Below are 14875 nucleotides of genomic sequence, written 5' to 3' on the forward strand. Positions count from 1 at the left end.
AGGAAAACAATGCAAACCGATACCCTCAACGAAAGAGCCATAGAATCCCTGCTCCTTGAGCATTTGGCAAATGCGGGATATATTTGCAAAAGTGGCAAGGAAATCGAGCGCAAAGGCGGAGAGTGGATGCTCGAGAACGAGTTTAGAGAGGCAGTGCAAAGGGTTAACTTTGGGGCAGATTCTAGGCATTTGTGCAATCTTGCCTTAAGCATAGAATCTCAAGAGCGGCTTATTAGCGAGGCGTTGCAAAAGCTCAAAGCCCTTGAAAACGAGGAGCTTATGGAGGCAAACGCCAAATGCCACGCCTACCTCACACGTGGAATCACGCTTGAAGTGTTTTTCGAGGGCGAGACGCGCGGCGTTCTCTTGCGCCTTTTAGATTTTGAGAATCCCTCTAACAACTCCTTGCTTGCGTGCAATCAGCTCCATTTTGCCGCGCCGATGCCCAAAACGTCCCGATGTCGTGCTGTTTATCAATGGCTTGCCTGTGGTCGTGTGTGAGCTCAAAAATCCGCTCGATGCAAATGCGACTTTGGAAAGTGCCCATCAACAGATTCAAACCTACAAGGCGCAGATTCCCTTTTTGTTTATCCCGAATGTACTTTGTATGCTAAGTGATGGGCTAAATGGTAAAATCTGGAGTTTAAGTGCAGACTTCGCGCGGTTTATGGTCTGGAGAAACGAGAATCAAGCCTTGCCCTTAGGAATGCCTGCCGCGTTAGAGCCGCACACACTCTTAGAGATTCTGCGCTTTTTTATCGTGTTTGAGAAGCAAACATTTAACGACAAATCGGGCTTATCTAGCACGCAGATTGTTAAGAAACTCGCCGCTTATCATCAATATTATGCTGTGCAAAAGGCGATAGAATCAGTGAAAGTCGCGATGTGCGGGGACAAAAGAGGCGGGGTGATATGGCACACGCAAGGCAGCGGAAAGAGTCTTACGATGGTGTTTTTTAGCGCAAAGGCGATTGCGACTTTTGGAAATCCTACTTTGCTTGTTATCACCGATAGGAACGACCTTGATGAGCAATTGTTTGAGACTTTCGCAAAGGCAAAGGAACTTTTGCGCACAGAGCCAACTCTCGCAACGAGCACGCAGGATTTAAAACCAAGCTCAAAAGGGCAAGTGGGGGCATTGTTTTTAGCACGATTCAGAAGTTTAGGAGCGAATCGGAAAGCTTCGAGCTTTTAAGTCAAAGAGAAAATATTCTCGTCTTATGCGATGAGGCGCATCGAAGTCAATATGGATTCGAGGCGAGGCTTGATGAGCAGGCGCAGCTGCGCTATGGCTATGCAAAATATTTGCGAGACGCGCTGCCAAATGCGACTTATTTGGGCTTTAGCGGCACGCCAATTGAAAAAGCAGACGCCGACACGCGCCGTGTGTTTGGAGAATATATTGATATTTATGATATTGCTAGGGCGGTCGAGGATAAAGCCACGGTGGGAATCTATTATGAAAGTCGGTTGGTTAAAATTGGGCTTAGTGAGGAGGGGCAAGAGATTTTAAAAGAGCTTGATTCTAAGCTTGTTACAAGCAAGGAACAAGACAGAATCAACGCCAAAGCCACGAGGCTATGCGAGATTGTCGGGGCGAAAAATCGGCTTGAAGTCGTGGCAAAAGATATTGTGGAACATTTTAGCAAGAGGCAAGAGGCGTTAAAAGGCAAGGCGATGATTGTTTGTATGAGCCGAGAAATTGCCGTTTCTTTGTATGATATAATCGTGAATCTTATGCCCTCTTGGCATAGTGATGATTATCAAAAGGGCGCATTAAAGGTGATTATGACAGCAAATAGCAGCGATGGTGCGCATTTAGCCAACACCATACGAGCAAGGCACAAAGAAGCGAGATTGCCAAACGTTTTAAAGATATTGATGATACGCTTGACATTGTTATCGTTTGTGATATGTGGCTCACGGGCTTTGATGTGCCACCTTTGCATACGCTCTATATGGATAAATTCCTAAGTGGACATAATCTCATGCAAGCCATTGCGAGGGTAAATCGCGTCTATAAAGACAAGCCTGCGGGGCTGATTGTCGATTATCTGGGGATTGCCCATGAGCTCAAAAATGCGTTGGAGTTTTATACCCAAAGTGGGGGCAAGGGCGAGTTTGTGCAGGATAAAGACAAAATCATTGACAAAATGCAAGAAAACTATGAAATTTTGATGCAGATGATTCAGGGAATTAATCCCTTAGACTATTTCGCGCTTGATAGTCAAGGCAAGCTTGCATTGATTGCCCAGACTTTAGAAACGATTCTTGCCCAAGAAAATGGCAAAAAGCGATTCTTGGACACTGCGGCAAGGCTCTTGAGGGCTTATGCAATGGCTTTGCCCTGCGCGGAGGCAGAATCGCTTGCAAAAGCTGTGGCATTTTTTGATTTAATCAAAAGAACATTGAAAAAATACGAGCGCGGACGGATAGAAACGGAGATGATTTCTCAAAGTGCAATCAAGCAAATTATTAATGATGCAATCGTAAGCGATGGGGTGATTGATTTGCTAGGGCATTCGGGGATTGCAAAGCCAAATCTTGCGATTTTATCCGAAGAATTTTTGGGCGAGCTTGCGAACCACAAACACCCAAACCTTGCCTTGCAGACATTGCAAAAACTCTTAAATGATGAACTCTCTGCGCGGCTTGCGAACGCGATTTCTGCCCAAAGTCTTATGGAGAGGCTCAAAAACACAATGCGTCAATACCAAAATAATCTGATGAGCGTTACAGAAGCCATTGAAGAGCTGATTATTTTAAGTAAAGAGTTGATTGCTGGCGAGAAGCAAAAGCAAGCAATGGGGCTTAAAGATTATGAGTTTGCCTTTTATGAAGCCATTGCACAAAATCAAAGCGCAAAAGAGCTGATGAGCCAAGACACTCTCAAAGAACTTGCCATAGCCGTTTTTGAGATACTCAAGAAAAATGTTACATTGGATTGGCAATATAAAGAGAATGTGCGAGCTAGGTTGCGTTTGGCGGTTAAAAAGGTGCTTAGAGAATATGGCTATCCGCCCGATATGCAAAAACTAGCAGTAGATAGAGTGATTGAGCAAGCCGAGCTTGTGGCAAAAGATTTGATAGAATCATAAGAAAAATTCGACACAAGGAGAAATAGCATGAAAAATGGAATTACGCCTAATCCAAATAATCCCTTTCCTATGCAGGGGATTTCATATATTACATACGTTAAGCCAACACTCAAGAATCCTAACATTATCGTGGGTGATTTCACGTATATTAGCGATTCGGATTTTGAAAGCCATGTAACACATCATTATGATTTTAATGGCGACAAGATCATCATTGGCAAATTTTGCCAAATCGCTGCGGGTGTGGAGTTTATTATGAATGGCGCAAATCATCAAATGAATGCTGTGAGCACCTTTCCTTTTTATATCTTTGAAGGTTGGGATATGGAAGTGCCCTCGCCTAGCGATTTGCCCTTAAGAGGCGATACAATCATTGGTAATGATGTTTGGATTGGTCAAAATGCAACGATACTTCCGGGTGTTCAAATCGGCGATGGGGCGATTATTGGCGCAAATAGTGTCGTGGGTAGCAATGTTGCGCCCTATACGATTGTGGTTGGGAATCCTGCGAGAGTGATTAAAAAGAGATTTGATGAGGAGCTGATTGCACTTCTGCTTCGGCTTAAGTGGTGGGATAAAAGTATCGATACAATCAATTCCTTGATTCCGATTCTCACAAATAGCAATCTTGACTTTGTCAAAGGAGAGATTCGCAAACTCGTGGAAAAGTAATATTTGCAGAATCATTATAGATAGCCATCTTTTAAATGCTTCAGAATATTTGCCCTTAACTTGCATTTATGCTATTATGTGCAAAAACAAAAGGAGCACCAATGGCACATCTCTTACGGATCGTCTATCCCCAATGGCAGGGCGGCGACATCGCGGGCTGGTTTGATGACCTAAGCCCAAAAGAGGCGGCGCAGGGCTATGTCTTGGGCGCGCAGATTCTCGCGCTGCTCGCCGATTCTATCGCGCCTTGCGACACGGCGGTGGTGAATGTCGCGACCGATTTTGCGCTCGATAGCGTGGGGCGGCGCGTTGTGCAAGACGGAATCATCGACAAAAACACGTTGTTGCAACAGACCAAAAACGCGCTCGCGATTCTTGTGGAGCGCAAGCCCGTAAGGATTCTGACACTCGGCGGCGATTGCACCGCAAAAGGCGCTGCTCGTGGGCTTGCATTCAGACGAGGCAACGCATTATGCGGCGCGCCAAAGGGAGTTTTGGCTCGAATCCCTCGCGCCAAAAGAGGCGAGAGATTCTAAAAATGTCTTGCAATGGCTCGAAAAAGTCGGGGCAAAAAAGGTTGTGATTCATCTTGATTTAGATGTGCTCGACCCAAAAGAACTCTATGCCGCTGTGGGCAACACGGGGCAAATGAGCATAGAACAAGTGTCGCAAATCATTCAAGACGTGGCGCAAAAATATGATGTGGTGGGGCTAAGTATCGCCGAACATCTGCCACAAGTGCAAATCAAGCTCAAAAGGCTTTTGCAAGGTTTGCCGCTAGTAAAAGAAAATTAGGAAAACGCGAGGAAATAAATCGGGAGATTTCAAATGAACCTTAAAACAGCCTACCTTTTCTTAACACTTGCAATCCTTACAGAAGTGCTTGCGGTGCATATCATGAAAGCAAGCGAGGGCGCAATCTTTGGATACGCGTCTATGCTGCTCTTGCTTGTGGTTTCGTATTATCTTATGGCTCTCTCGCTCAAAAGACTTTCGGTGAGTGTCGCCTATGCGATTTGGGAAGTTTTGGGGACATTATGCGTATTGGGACTTAGCATTTTCTATTTCAACGAAGAATTATTATGGACGCAAAAGCTAGGAATCGTGCTTTCTTTTTGTGGCATTGGGCTGATTAACTATGCCGAATTGCGCAACAACAAAAAGGAATCCTAAAATGAGTTGGGCATTGGGGCTTGTCATTTTCGCAGCTATCTTAGATATTTTTGCAAATTTGTTTCTCAAAAAATCTAACGCCTTTACGCACAAGGGCTATGCGGCAGCGTGTATTATTATGATATGGGCAGCATTTATCGCATTGACTTTCGCGATTGAAACATTGCCACTTAGCGTTGCATACTCCACGTGGGGCGCAGTGGGCATTATCGGCACAACGGCGGGAGGATATATTTTATTCAAAGAAAGAATCGGCATAATAGGCTATGTGGGCATTGCAATCATTCTATGCGCTGTGATTTTGCTGCATATCGATGTTTAGATAAGCGTAAAAAGAGTAAATTAATAAGCCTGCTTGTAACATTGGCTTTAGAAATCGTTGCAATATGTGGGCGAGATTCTTTAAAAGGAGCATAAAATGAACGCTGTTTTTGTGAGCAAAAATGCGCAAGAACTTTGCGTGTATGCGAAAGAAAAATATGGCGATGAGCTCGAATTTTTATGGCAGAAATTTCCAAAAAACGCCGTTTTGCGCAAGAAAGAAAGCAAGAAATGGTACGCGGTTTTTTTGGTGATTGACAAAACCAAGCTTGGCTTAAAAGAATCGGGTGATGTCGAGATAATCAATCTCAAGCTCGACCCACAAGATGTCTTGGCATTTGTCGATAATGAGTTTTGCTTCAAGGCATGGCACATGAACAAGAAACATTGGATAAGCATTTTGCTCACGGGCAAGACATTGCCACTCAAACAACTCTATCAATTCCTAGACGAAAGCTATACGCTCGCCTAAGCTTGGAATCTTGCGGCAAGATTCCAAGCCAAGCCCGCCCTATATCTTCGCGTCAAACACGATTTTGTTTTGCGCTAAAATCGCTGTGCCTCACACTTCCTTAAAGCTCCGCAACGATTGCATCAATCTGCGCTCTTAAAGCACTTTGAGCCTTGACTATCTCTTTAATCTCTGCATTTAGAAGCGTTATATCAACCGCTTCTCGCGTATCCTTTGCCTCCACATAGCTAGAGACGCTTAGATTATAATCATTCCTTGCGATTTGCTCTTTTGGCACGAGCGCACTGACAAACTCTTGATTATCCCTTGCCTTGTAGGATTCTAAAATCTTTTCTAAATTCTGCGGTGAGAGCATATTTTTATTAGTTACTTTGATAAACTCCTCTACGGCATTGATAAATAGAACCTTATCGTCCCTCTTATTCTTGCGCAATACCAAGATGCACACTGCTATGCCTGTGCCAAAGAAAAGATTAGGCGCAAGAGCGATTATGCAATCAACGAAATTTTCCTCTATCAAATACTTTCTTATATCCCGCTCTGCCCCGCTTCTATACATTACGCCCGGGAAGCAGACAATCGCCGCACTGCCTTTCTCGCTAAGCCACGCCAAAGCGTGCATTACAAAAGCCAAATCAGCCTTTGATTCAGGAGCTAAAACCCCCGCCTTAGAAAATCTCTCATCATTGATTAAAAATGCATTACTTTTGCCCTCCCATTTGATACTATAAGGGGGATTGCTAACGATTGCGTCAAAAGGTTCGGCTTCTTTGTGTTTTTCATTAGGCTTTGTCAAAGTATCGCCGTGCGCTATATCAAAACGCGTCCATTCCACATTATGCAGTAGCATATTCATTCTTGCGAGGTTATAAGTGGTGATATTGATTTCTTGTCCAAAATAGCCTAATTTCGGGTCTTTTTTCAAAATCTTTTTATATTGCAAGAGTAGTGAGCCACTCCCACAAGCAGGGTCATAGACTTTATTAGGTTTAGGATTATGGCAGAGTGTGATTTCTACGAGAAGCTTACTAACTTCTTGAGGAGTGAAAAACTCCCCGCCACTTTTCCCCGCACTGCTTGCATACATTTTCATCAAATATTCATACGCATCACCAAAGACATCAATTTCATTCGCGTTATAATGCAGCTCCAAACCCCAAATCGCTTTCATTATGCTTAAAATCTTTTTATTGCGCTCACTATTGGAGTTGCCAAGTTTATTAGAGTATAAATCCATATCCGCGAAAAGCCCCTCAAATTGCCTAAAGCTTTCATAATTCTTGCTACTTGTTTGGATTTCTTTAAAATATCCGCTTAAAGTCTCATTGAGTTTCTCTAAATCAGCATTTTTAAGCACATTAGAAAACAACGCACTAGGCTTGATAAAAAATCCATAGGCATTGAGGATAGTCTCCCTGCCATTCTCTGCTTCCTCATCGCTTAAGTTTTCATAGTCTGTATTGTGTAATTCAGCAATGCTATTTTTGAGTTTCTCACTGATAAAGTAATAAAACAAAAACCCCAAAACATAGCTTTTGAAGTCCCAGCCATCGACACTTCCTCTTAAGTCATTGGCGATTTTCCATATCGTTTTATGGAGTTCCTCTCTTTGCTCTACGCTCTTCATCGTTTTATCCTTTGTATGATATTGCCATTTGTTTATCTCTATTTATCCTTATAGTGCCCGCCTACTTGCACAACTTCACAAGAATCTTCCTTAATTCTATAAATAATGCGATGTTTAGAATCAATCCTGCGAGAATAGCATCCACTCAAATCCCCCTTAAGCTTTTCAGGCTTTCCTAGCCCGCTTTTAGGATTTCTTGCAATGTCTTTTAAAAGCGTATTGATTTTGGCAAACATTTTTTATCATTTTCAAAGGCTAGATATTCAAGAAAAGCATTTGCTTGAAATGTAATCTTATGCATTGCTCCAGCCTTGTTGCGCTCTTTGGATTAATGCTTCCTTTTCCTCATTAGTTTTGGCTTTAGCAGTGGCTTTTGAAAATTCCTCAAACTCCTCCCAAGTAAAAGTAATGCCCTTGCCCTCATCAATCTCTTTAATGCGTCTTTTAATCTCTGTTATATTTTCTTTGCTATAAATGGGATTTTTTGCTTCTCTTATAAGCTCAAAAGGGATTTTTTGCTCTCTCACTGCTGCTTTTAAAAACATTCTTAACGCAGTAGTAATATCCAAGCCCAAATCATCAAAAAGCCTTTCAGCCTCTTCTTTGAGTTCTTTATCAATCCTTACTTGCACCAAACTTGTCATTTTTGTTCCTTTATTAGATATGGATTTGTATATATTATACATACTAAACCAATAAAAAGTCATTAAATTTTATGATTTTACTTATCATCTTTGTATAGGCAAGCTTTTAGATTCCACTTTTTCAATTCCTGTATTTCATTTATAAATGCCACCTCTTGAATCCGTATCATACGCATAAATCAAAATCTCTTTTTCTCTTATTTCATACAAGATTCTATATTTGCCAATCCTTAAACGATAGCAATTTTGTGTGTCTTGTAGTCTTTTAATATCTTGCGTGTTTGAGTAGGGATTTTGTGCGATTTGCTCTAATGCGCTGATGACTTTAGGAGCTAAGTCGTGGTGCTTTTGCAGGAATTTCTTGACTTCCTTGCTATATCCTAAGGAATAATTCATTTGATTCCAAGCTCCCTTTTAAGCTCTTCGTGGCTTATGATTTCGCCTCTCTCTAGCTCTTTTATAGCCTTTTTGTAGGCTCTCTTGTTTGCCTCTGTCTCAATAGTATCTGGGTCTATTTCGCTACTTATGCTAAAGGGAATCTCACCTGTTTTAAGCACCTTTGCGGCAAACATTCTAAAGGCTGTGCCTAAATCTAATCCCATATCCTTAAGCATTATTTCTAAAATCTCTTTATCGTTGCTATCCATTCTAAATTGCACAACTGAAGTCATTTTTTATCCTTTTGTATGGTTTTGTATGATTATATCATACTTTTTCCTTGAAGCTTAAGAGCTTCTCCCTATAATATTCATATTGCTTTCTCCTTGCTGCAATCTCGGCGGGGATTCCCTTGCTTAAATCATTGACTAAAGTATCAAACTTGTCTAGGATTTTCACAATTTCGTTTTGAACACTTAAGGGTGGGAGGGGGATAGGGAAGTTTTTAAACTTACTCATATCTACTGAAGCAAAGCCAGAGACATTAACATTTTGCTTGCACCATTGCCCTAGAATAAAACCATAATAAAACATAAATTTCATATTGACAGAATCTAACAATTCACTTTTTAGACTTAAACAAGTGAATTGTTGATTACTTAAGTAATCAACGATTATAAGAGCGTGTTCGCCTATGGTTGCAGTAGTAGCGATAATTAAAGAATTTGCAGGGAAAAGCTTGCCTCCCTTTACTGCTTCTTGCGTGATATGCTGGATAGAATCTTTTAAGATTCTGCCATTTGTGCGTATGTTTTCCATTCTAAACCAAGGGATTGTTCCATTTTCCCAATATTCTTTTTTGGCTTTTGATGGAGTGTAGCCATTTTTGATATGGAATACTTCGCCTAAGCTCATAAGCTTAACCTCTCCTCGTTTGGCAAGCTCTTCCTTGCTTAAAAGTTTATTGCGGTAATACTCGTATTGTTTGCGGCGGGCTCTTAACTCTGTCTCTAACTCTGTAAAGGTGTCTAAGATTTTCACAATCTCGTTTCGGATTTCTAGGGGCGGTAGGGGGATTTGGAATTGTGAATAAGTTTGTATATATTGTCTTGCGTGTTCTATTGGTTGATATTTAATACATTTCATTGCATAAAACACGAATTTAAAATTAAAAGTTTTAATCAAATGACAATTTGGTATTAAAATTTTCATAGCCGATGATTTTATTTTGAAAGGAAAATCAACCCAATGAAAAGAAGTTGTAAAATCATCAAATATAATACAAGGATTTTCTTTATTAGCCTTATAGATTCCACTTGTTTCATTGGTGTAACCAAGAATAAAACTTGCTCCAGCAGTTAAAACGGGTGTTTCAAAGTTATTGTTATAGTTGGTATCCTTTACAATATATTTGCTAGGTTGTTTGTATTGCAATATCTCGCCTAAAGCCCTATACTCCACTTTTTCGCATTTTAAGAATCCTAAAAGTTCTTTTGTTTGCACATTAACCTCTTTCACTTGCATTAAGTTTTGCCTTTTTCGCTAAATCCTCTAGTGTTATCAACGAAGTGCCGCTAAGCAATCGCTTCTCTGCTTCTTGCGCGAGATGAAGCAAGTTTTGGATTTTATTCATTGTTATCCTCTTTTTTCAAAAACACTTGGAATTTCTCAAAGAAAGCCTTGAGTTTAGCAATCGCTTGCTGTCTTTTAAGATGATTGTCTTTGGCAAAAATATTTGTTTTGGGTAAAAGGCTTTGAATCTTTGCTCCTTTATCTTGGAAAAAGTTAATCTCAAAGGCTTCTTGCAAATAGTCTTTCGTATCTTTAGCATTAAGATTTTCGTCTTTGATGATAGAATCAAGCTCTTTTTGGGATTTTTCTTTTATGTAGGCTGCAAAAGAGGCTTTAAAATCTACATTTTTATTATGGTCTATTGTGTTTAAAAATTCCTCTATCAGCTCTTTTTTATCCCTTAAGCTTGGGCTGCTTTGCATAGAGCGCAAAATATGTTCTTTCGTGTTAGATTCTGTATTTTTGTGGTAGGTTTCTAGCAAAAAGAGTATGTAATCTGCGTCAATATCATTTTGCTTGATAAGCTCAATCTCAAAGTTCAAATCTTCTATGATGCTTTCTTTTTCTTGGGCTTGTTTGAAGTCTCTATAAAGCTTCAAATAATGGCTTTGGTAGTCTTGCTTTGCCCTCTGTGGTAGTGGGTTTTTCTCTTCTGTAAATTCATCAAAGACACTTAAGAGGTTGTCAAGTTTTAAAATCTCACTAAAGAGTTTGACAAATGCCTTTTGCTCCTCTTGGGTTAAATGGGTGATGTTTTCAAGTTTAAAATGCGTTTGAAGCTCCTCGCATTTTTGGCAATAGTCTTCAAAATACACCTCAAAGCTTTCAAGCAAAACGATACTAGAGGCTTTTTCATCGCCAAACATTGCAAGGCTGTCGTTGGTGTCTTCTTCTAAATCTCTAAAGCAAACGATATTGCCATAGACTTTTTGTTCGTTTAGGATTCTGTTTGTGCGTGAAAAGGCTTGAAGCAAGGAATGGTATTTAAGGTTTTTATCCACATAGAGAGTATTCAGGGTTTTAGAATCAAAGCCGGTTAAAAACATATTTACCACAATCAGTAAATCAAGCTCTTTGTTTTTGGTTTTTTGTGAAATGTCTTTGTAATATTCCTCAAATCGCTCTAGGCTAAAATTGCTTTTAAAATAGTGGTTATAGTCTTTGATTGCTTCGCTTAAAAAAGCTTTGGCACTCAAGCTATCTTTGCAAGGCTCATCTAAATCTTCGTTTTGCTCATAGGAGTAAATAAGTCCGATTTTTAGAGGCTCTTTTTGGGGGCTTTGAATACTTTGGGCTTTGATTTGCTTTTGAAATTCTGCATAATATTTCTTTGCAAAATCCACGCTTGCAGTAGCAAAAAGTGCATTAAAGCCTTGCATTCTTTGGTTTTGGATTGTGTAGGCGTTTTGTCTTTTGGTGTGGCGGTTAAAAGATTCTAAGATATAAGAAACGATGTTGCGGATTCTTTGCTCATTTATGAGGGCTTCTTCTGTGTCAATCCTATGCACCTTTTTTTCTTTACTCTTTTCTTGCCCCTCTTGCCTCATTGTAGAATGGTAGCTCACTTTAAAGGGCAAGACATTTTTATCCTTAATCGCATTTAAAATCGTGTAAGAGTGCAGACAATCGCCAAAGGTGCTTTGCGTGGTTTTTAGCATTAGTTTGTTGTTTCCTGCGTCTGTGGTGTAGTTTTTGCCTGCATTTTCTGTAAAAATAGGCGTGCCTGTAAATCCAAAGATATAGTATTTTTTGAATTTCTTAATAATGGCTTCGTGCATTGTGCCAAATTGGCTTCGGTGGCATTCATCAAAGATAAAAACGATTTCTTCGTTAAAAACCTTAGAATTTTCGTATTTTTTGATGAAATTTGAAAGCTTTGAATTGTGGTAATGAGGATTTTATTCTCCTTGCTTTCAAGTCGCTTTTTAAGCTCTTTGGTGTCTTTAGTCGCATTTGCGGCATCTTTTTCAAACCTGTCATATTCTCTTTGTGTTTGATAGTCTAGGTCTTTCCTATCCACGACAAAAAGCACTTTATAGATAAAATCAAATTGGGTCGCTAAAAGAGCGGTTTTAAAAGAAGTCAGTGTTTTGCCGCTACCTGTGCTATGCCAAATATAACCGCCGCCTTTTGTGCTACCATAAAGCTTATGAGAATGGGCTATTTTAATCTTATCAATGATTTTTTCACTCGCACAGATTTGATAGGGGCGCATAATCAAAAGTTCTTCATTGGTATTAAACACACAATATTTTGTAAGAATATTTAAAAGCGTCCTTTGGGCTAAAAAGGTCTTAGTAAAATCCTCCAAATCCTCAATTTTGTTGTTTTTACTATCGCTAAAGCTCATACAAAAGGCGTAATTGTCATTAAGACTTTTAAAATCGCGTTTGGAATTGCTGTAATATTTGCTATAAGTGCCATTGCTGATAATAAAAATCTGCACAAACTCAAAGAGGGCATTAGAGGCATTAAAGCTTTCCTCTTGGTAGCGGCGGATTTGGTTAAATGCTTCTTTTAGCTCTATGCCTCGTTTTTTAAGCTCTATATGCACCAAAGGCAAACCATTTACGAGTATGGTTACATCATAGCGATTTTTTGCCTTGCCCTCCTCATTGCTAAGCTGCGAGACAACCTGCAAACGATTCTTGAGAGGCTCTTTTCTGTTTAGCAAGATAATATTTTTATGCTCTCCCTTGTCGTTGCAAAAAGGCAAACTCTCATTATCGGTTTGCAACATCTTTGTTTTGTCTTGCACCCTTAATGTGTCATTTGCGATATGCTCTTGATAGAATCCTTTCCATTCTGATTCGCTAAATTGTATATTATTGAGTTTCTCTAGCTGGGCTTTTAGGTTATCTTCAAGTTCTTTTGTATTTTTTAAACTTAAACGCTCATAGCCTTGTGCTTCTAGCTCTTTGAGCAAGAATCTTTCTAAATCTGCCTCGCTTTGATAGGGTTTAGATTCTTTGGGAGTGTAAGAATATTGTGAGAGAATGGTGGAATTTTCGTTTTGTGCTATCAAATCATTTTTCACCATTATTTCCTTTATATAAGCTTAAATGATTGTATCGCATACTCAATAAAACTTCTCTAAAATTATTTAATATATAATCTCAAAGCTCATAAGTTAAAGTATTGACTGATACTATCTCTCATCGTTTATAATTGTGTATTTTAGTGATAAAAGGAAGCAAAATGCAAAAAATCGTAAGTTTGGCTTTAGTTGGCGCGTTAAGTTGCGCCAATCTTGGAATCGCAAAGGAGTTAGCACAAATGCAAAAGCAAGAAGTGGTTAAAAGTGGAAGCTTGGGAGGCTTCAAGGGAGATTCTAAAATCTTCAGTGGCGAAGTGAATGTGAAAATGTTGTTTAAGAGCGATAGTTATCGCCCGTTTGGCGGCGCGTTGGTGCGGTTTGAAAAAGGCGCGCGCACGGCGTGGCACACGCACCCAGCGGGGCAAACGCTGCTCGTTACGCAAGGCAGCATTTACACAGGCACAAAGGACGGAATCGCCCAAATCGCGAAGCCGGGCGACACTGTGCTTTGCCCGCCTGATGTCGAGCATTGGCATGGCGCGGGGATTCAAGAAATCGGCGAGCATATCGCGATTACACACGAGAAAGACGGCAAGAATGTTACATGGCTCAAGCTTTTAAGTGATGAGGAATATCAAAGCTATGTCCAAGCGGCAGAAAAACAATCAAAGGAGTAAAAATGGCGACACAATTTTCACCCCGCAGCACGCCCGCGCCAAGCACGAATCGCGATATTTTCACGCGCGATTTGGCAGGCGAGCTGATAGATATGAAAAACGACAAAGAGTATCCAAAGATTCTCGAGGTGATTACGCGCACGATTGCGCTCACGAGCAAGCTTAATTCGCGCGCGCATAGTCCCAAGAAAGTGCGCAAGCTTTTTGGCAAAATCATCGGGCAAAAGCTTGATGATAATAGCTGGATAATCCCGCCTTTCTATGTCGATTTTGGACGTAATATTCGCGTGGGCAAAAATTTCTTTATGAATCAAGCCTGCACATTTATGGACAGAGGCGGAATCACGATTGGCGATGATGTGTTTATTGCGCCCAAAGTCTGCCTGACAACGATTAATCACGATTTTAACCCTTATAATCGCCAAGCGACTTTTTGCAAGCCGATTGTGATAGGCGATAGGGTATGGATTGGCATTAATGTTACCGTTTGCCCGGGCGTAACGATTGGCGAAAATTCGGTAATTGCGGCGGGTAGTGTCGTTACAAAAGATGTTCCGCCCAATGTGATTGTTGCGGGCAATCCCGCGAGGGTGATTAAGCAGCTAGAATTCAGCTAATACTCACGATTCTTATATTGTTGTTCTATAAATTTAGGCATTTCTATATAATCTCAATTATTCAGATTGCATTATTAAGGATAATCGTATGTCATTAGCACAGGCAAAAGAACATTTACAAAAGTATGGGCTAGAACACAGAATTATGGAATTTCCTACTTCTTCTGCTACGGTAAAAGAGGCAGCAGAGGCAATCCATTGCAAAGAAGAACAAATTGTAAAAACTTTGTCATTGCTTGTAGAAAACAAACCAATCCTTATTGCCATAGCAGGAGATTCCAAAATCAACAATAGCAAATTTAAAGCAGAATTTCATACGAAAGCAAAGATGATTCCCTTTGATGAAGTTGAGGCACAGATAGGTCATAGAGTGGGCGGAGTTTGTCCTTTTGGGGTGAAAAACAATGTGGAGATATATTTAGACAACTCTTTAAAAAAGCTCCAGACACTCTACCCTGCGTGCGGAAGTGCCAATAGCGCGGTTTGGCTTACTTTGGACGAATTAGAAAAAGTATCTTGTTATAAGAAATGGGTAGATGTGTGCAGTGAGATTTCCCAAAACTAATTGCGAGGAACATTAAAGTTTC

19 protein-coding genes and 2 pseudogenes are annotated in these 14875 nt (G+C 40.3%); 12 read left to right on the forward strand and 9 right to left on the reverse strand.

Going from position 1 to position 14875, the window contains the following annotated elements:
- Positions 1-9 precede the first annotated feature (9 nt).
- The 9 genes and pseudogenes from HDT10_RS00995 (at position 10) to HDT10_RS01035 (ending at position 5736) form a co-directional block, all read left to right on the forward strand.
- Positions 10-501, forward strand: coding sequence for a type I restriction endonuclease (locus HDT10_RS00995; protein ID WP_290879032.1), 492 nt, complete (start codon positions 10-12; stop codon positions 499-501).
- Positions 494-1974, forward strand: a pseudogene (locus HDT10_RS01000) (type I restriction endonuclease subunit R). Before HDT10_RS00995 ends, HDT10_RS01000 begins: the two are co-directional and overlap by 8 nt.
- Positions 1914-3098 carry a type I restriction enzyme endonuclease domain-containing protein gene (locus HDT10_RS01005; RefSeq protein WP_290879035.1) on the forward strand — a complete coding sequence of 395 codons (1185 nt, stop codon included), beginning with the start codon at positions 1914-1916 and terminating at the stop codon, positions 3096-3098. Before HDT10_RS01000 ends, HDT10_RS01005 begins: the two are co-directional and overlap by 61 nt.
- Positions 3099-3125: 27 nt before the next feature.
- A complete protein-coding gene (locus HDT10_RS01010; RefSeq protein ID WP_290879038.1) occupies positions 3126-3770 on the forward strand; it encodes a CatB-related O-acetyltransferase in 645 nt (214 codons plus the stop codon).
- A 101-nt stretch (positions 3771-3871) separates the two neighbouring features.
- On the forward strand, positions 3872-4306 hold the full coding sequence (locus tag HDT10_RS01015) for a hypothetical protein (protein WP_290879040.1): 435 nt from the start codon (positions 3872-3874) through the stop codon (positions 4304-4306).
- The gene (locus tag HDT10_RS01020) at positions 4212-4565 is read left to right on the forward strand and encodes an arginase family protein (RefSeq protein WP_290879042.1); all 354 of its coding nucleotides are present in this window, start codon (positions 4212-4214) and stop codon (positions 4563-4565) included. The genes HDT10_RS01015 and HDT10_RS01020 overlap by 95 nt, the downstream gene beginning before the upstream one ends.
- A gap of 33 nt (positions 4566-4598) precedes the next feature.
- The gene (locus tag HDT10_RS01025; RefSeq protein WP_290879045.1) at positions 4599-4943 is read left to right on the forward strand and encodes an SMR family transporter; all 345 of its coding nucleotides are present in this window, start codon (positions 4599-4601) and stop codon (positions 4941-4943) included.
- A gap of 1 nt (position 4944) precedes the next feature.
- The gene (locus HDT10_RS01030) at positions 4945-5265 is read left to right on the forward strand and encodes an SMR family transporter (RefSeq protein ID WP_290879048.1); all 321 of its coding nucleotides are present in this window, start codon (positions 4945-4947) and stop codon (positions 5263-5265) included.
- 96 nt (positions 5266-5361) lie between these two features.
- Complete coding sequence (locus tag HDT10_RS01035) at positions 5362-5736, forward strand: MmcQ/YjbR family DNA-binding protein (RefSeq protein WP_290879051.1); 375 nt, start codon at positions 5362-5364, stop codon at positions 5734-5736.
- A 100-nt stretch (positions 5737-5836) separates the two neighbouring features.
- Here the strand turns inward: HDT10_RS01035 and HDT10_RS01040 are convergent, their stop codons facing one another.
- The 9 genes and pseudogenes from HDT10_RS01040 to HDT10_RS01080 form a co-directional block, all read right to left on the reverse strand.
- Positions 5837-7363 carry a type I restriction-modification system subunit M gene (locus HDT10_RS01040; protein ID WP_290879054.1) on the reverse strand — a complete coding sequence of 509 codons (1527 nt, stop codon included), beginning with the start codon at positions 7361-7363 and terminating at the stop codon, positions 5837-5839.
- Positions 7364-7401: 38 nt separating this feature from the next.
- Positions 7402-7599 (reverse strand): Txe/YoeB family addiction module toxin, encoded by a 198-nt coding sequence (locus tag HDT10_RS01045; protein ID WP_290879058.1) that lies wholly within the window; start codon positions 7597-7599, stop codon positions 7402-7404.
- A 57-nt stretch (positions 7600-7656) separates the two neighbouring features.
- Positions 7657-8007: a type II toxin-antitoxin system RelB/DinJ family antitoxin gene (locus HDT10_RS01050; RefSeq protein WP_290879061.1), complete on the reverse strand. Its 351-nt coding sequence runs from the start codon at positions 8005-8007 to the stop codon at positions 7657-7659.
- Between the two features lie 135 nt (positions 8008-8142).
- The gene (locus tag HDT10_RS01055) at positions 8143-8403 is read right to left on the reverse strand and encodes a type II toxin-antitoxin system RelE/ParE family toxin (RefSeq protein ID WP_290879064.1); all 261 of its coding nucleotides are present in this window, start codon (positions 8401-8403) and stop codon (positions 8143-8145) included.
- Positions 8400-8678 (reverse strand): type II toxin-antitoxin system RelB/DinJ family antitoxin, encoded by a 279-nt coding sequence (locus tag HDT10_RS01060; protein ID WP_290879066.1) that lies wholly within the window; start codon positions 8676-8678, stop codon positions 8400-8402. Before HDT10_RS01060 ends, HDT10_RS01055 begins: the two co-directional genes overlap by 4 nt.
- A 34-nt stretch (positions 8679-8712) precedes the next feature.
- Positions 8713-9909 (reverse strand): restriction endonuclease subunit S, encoded by a 1197-nt coding sequence (locus HDT10_RS01065; protein ID WP_290879068.1) that lies wholly within the window; start codon positions 9907-9909, stop codon positions 8713-8715.
- A complete protein-coding gene (locus HDT10_RS01070) occupies positions 9890-10018 on the reverse strand; it encodes a hypothetical protein (RefSeq protein ID WP_290879071.1) in 129 nt (42 codons plus the stop codon). The genes HDT10_RS01065 and HDT10_RS01070 overlap by 20 nt, the downstream gene beginning before the upstream one ends.
- Entirely contained in the window at positions 10011-11735 is a 1725-nt protein-coding gene (locus HDT10_RS10195; RefSeq protein ID WP_367159054.1) for a hypothetical protein, read from the reverse strand. Before HDT10_RS10195 ends, HDT10_RS01070 begins: the two co-directional genes overlap by 8 nt.
- Positions 11730-12997, reverse strand: a pseudogene (locus HDT10_RS01080) (HsdR family type I site-specific deoxyribonuclease); the annotation flags it as partial. The gene HDT10_RS10195 and the pseudogene HDT10_RS01080, both read right to left, overlap by 6 nt.
- A gap of 158 nt (positions 12998-13155) precedes the next feature.
- On the opposite strand from HDT10_RS01080, the gene HDT10_RS01085 reads away from it, so the two are divergent.
- From HDT10_RS01085 to HDT10_RS01095, 3 genes are all read left to right on the forward strand, one after another.
- Positions 13156-13671 (forward strand): cupin domain-containing protein, encoded by a 516-nt coding sequence (locus tag HDT10_RS01085; protein ID WP_290879074.1) that lies wholly within the window; start codon positions 13156-13158, stop codon positions 13669-13671.
- Positions 13672-13673: 2 nt separating this feature from the next.
- Positions 13674-14288 (forward strand): sugar O-acetyltransferase, encoded by a 615-nt coding sequence (locus HDT10_RS01090; RefSeq protein WP_290879076.1) that lies wholly within the window; start codon positions 13674-13676, stop codon positions 14286-14288.
- 88 nt (positions 14289-14376) lie between these two features.
- Positions 14377-14853: a YbaK/EbsC family protein gene (locus tag HDT10_RS01095; protein ID WP_290879078.1), complete on the forward strand. Its 477-nt coding sequence runs from the start codon at positions 14377-14379 to the stop codon at positions 14851-14853.
- The last annotated feature ends 22 nt before the right edge of the window (positions 14854-14875 follow it).

This window comes from Helicobacter sp. (genome assembly GCF_014799995.1).
Taxonomy (GTDB): domain Bacteria; phylum Campylobacterota; class Campylobacteria; order Campylobacterales; family Helicobacteraceae; genus Helicobacter_D.

Coding starts and splice junctions, on each gene's coding strand:
- HDT10_RS00995 (WP_290879032.1), top strand. CDS start 10: ATGCAAACCGATACCCTCAACGAAAGAGCCATAGAATCCCTGCTCCTT.
- HDT10_RS01005 (WP_290879035.1), top strand. CDS start 1,914: ATGTGGCTCACGGGCTTTGATGTGCCACCTTTGCATACGCTCTATATG.
- HDT10_RS01010 (WP_290879038.1), top strand. CDS start 3,126: ATGAAAAATGGAATTACGCCTAATCCAAATAATCCCTTTCCTATGCAG.
- HDT10_RS01015 (WP_290879040.1), top strand. CDS start 3,872: ATGGCACATCTCTTACGGATCGTCTATCCCCAATGGCAGGGCGGCGAC.
- HDT10_RS01025 (WP_290879045.1), top strand. CDS start 4,599: ATGAACCTTAAAACAGCCTACCTTTTCTTAACACTTGCAATCCTTACA.
- HDT10_RS01030 (WP_290879048.1), top strand. CDS start 4,945: ATGAGTTGGGCATTGGGGCTTGTCATTTTCGCAGCTATCTTAGATATT.
- HDT10_RS01035 (WP_290879051.1), top strand. CDS start 5,362: ATGAACGCTGTTTTTGTGAGCAAAAATGCGCAAGAACTTTGCGTGTAT.
- HDT10_RS01040 (WP_290879054.1), bottom strand. CDS start 7,363: ATGAAGAGCGTAGAGCAAAGAGAGGAACTCCATAAAACGATATGGAAA.
- HDT10_RS01045 (WP_290879058.1), bottom strand. CDS start 7,599: ATGTTTGCCAAAATCAATACGCTTTTAAAAGACATTGCAAGAAATCCT.
- HDT10_RS01050 (WP_290879061.1), bottom strand. CDS start 8,007: ATGACAAGTTTGGTGCAAGTAAGGATTGATAAAGAACTCAAAGAAGAG.
- HDT10_RS01055 (WP_290879064.1), bottom strand. CDS start 8,403: ATGAATTATTCCTTAGGATATAGCAAGGAAGTCAAGAAATTCCTGCAA.
- HDT10_RS01060 (WP_290879066.1), bottom strand. CDS start 8,678: ATGACTTCAGTTGTGCAATTTAGAATGGATAGCAACGATAAAGAGATT.
- HDT10_RS01065 (WP_290879068.1), bottom strand. CDS start 9,909: ATGCAAGTGAAAGAGGTTAATGTGCAAACAAAAGAACTTTTAGGATTC.
- HDT10_RS01070 (WP_290879071.1), bottom strand. CDS start 10,018: ATGAATAAAATCCAAAACTTGCTTCATCTCGCGCAAGAAGCAGAGAAG.
- HDT10_RS10195 (WP_367159054.1), bottom strand. CDS start 11,735: ATGCACGAAGCCATTATTAAGAAATTCAAAAAATACTATATCTTTGGA.
- HDT10_RS01085 (WP_290879074.1), top strand. CDS start 13,156: ATGCAAAAAATCGTAAGTTTGGCTTTAGTTGGCGCGTTAAGTTGCGCC.
- HDT10_RS01090 (WP_290879076.1), top strand. CDS start 13,674: ATGGCGACACAATTTTCACCCCGCAGCACGCCCGCGCCAAGCACGAAT.
- HDT10_RS01095 (WP_290879078.1), top strand. CDS start 14,377: ATGTCATTAGCACAGGCAAAAGAACATTTACAAAAGTATGGGCTAGAA.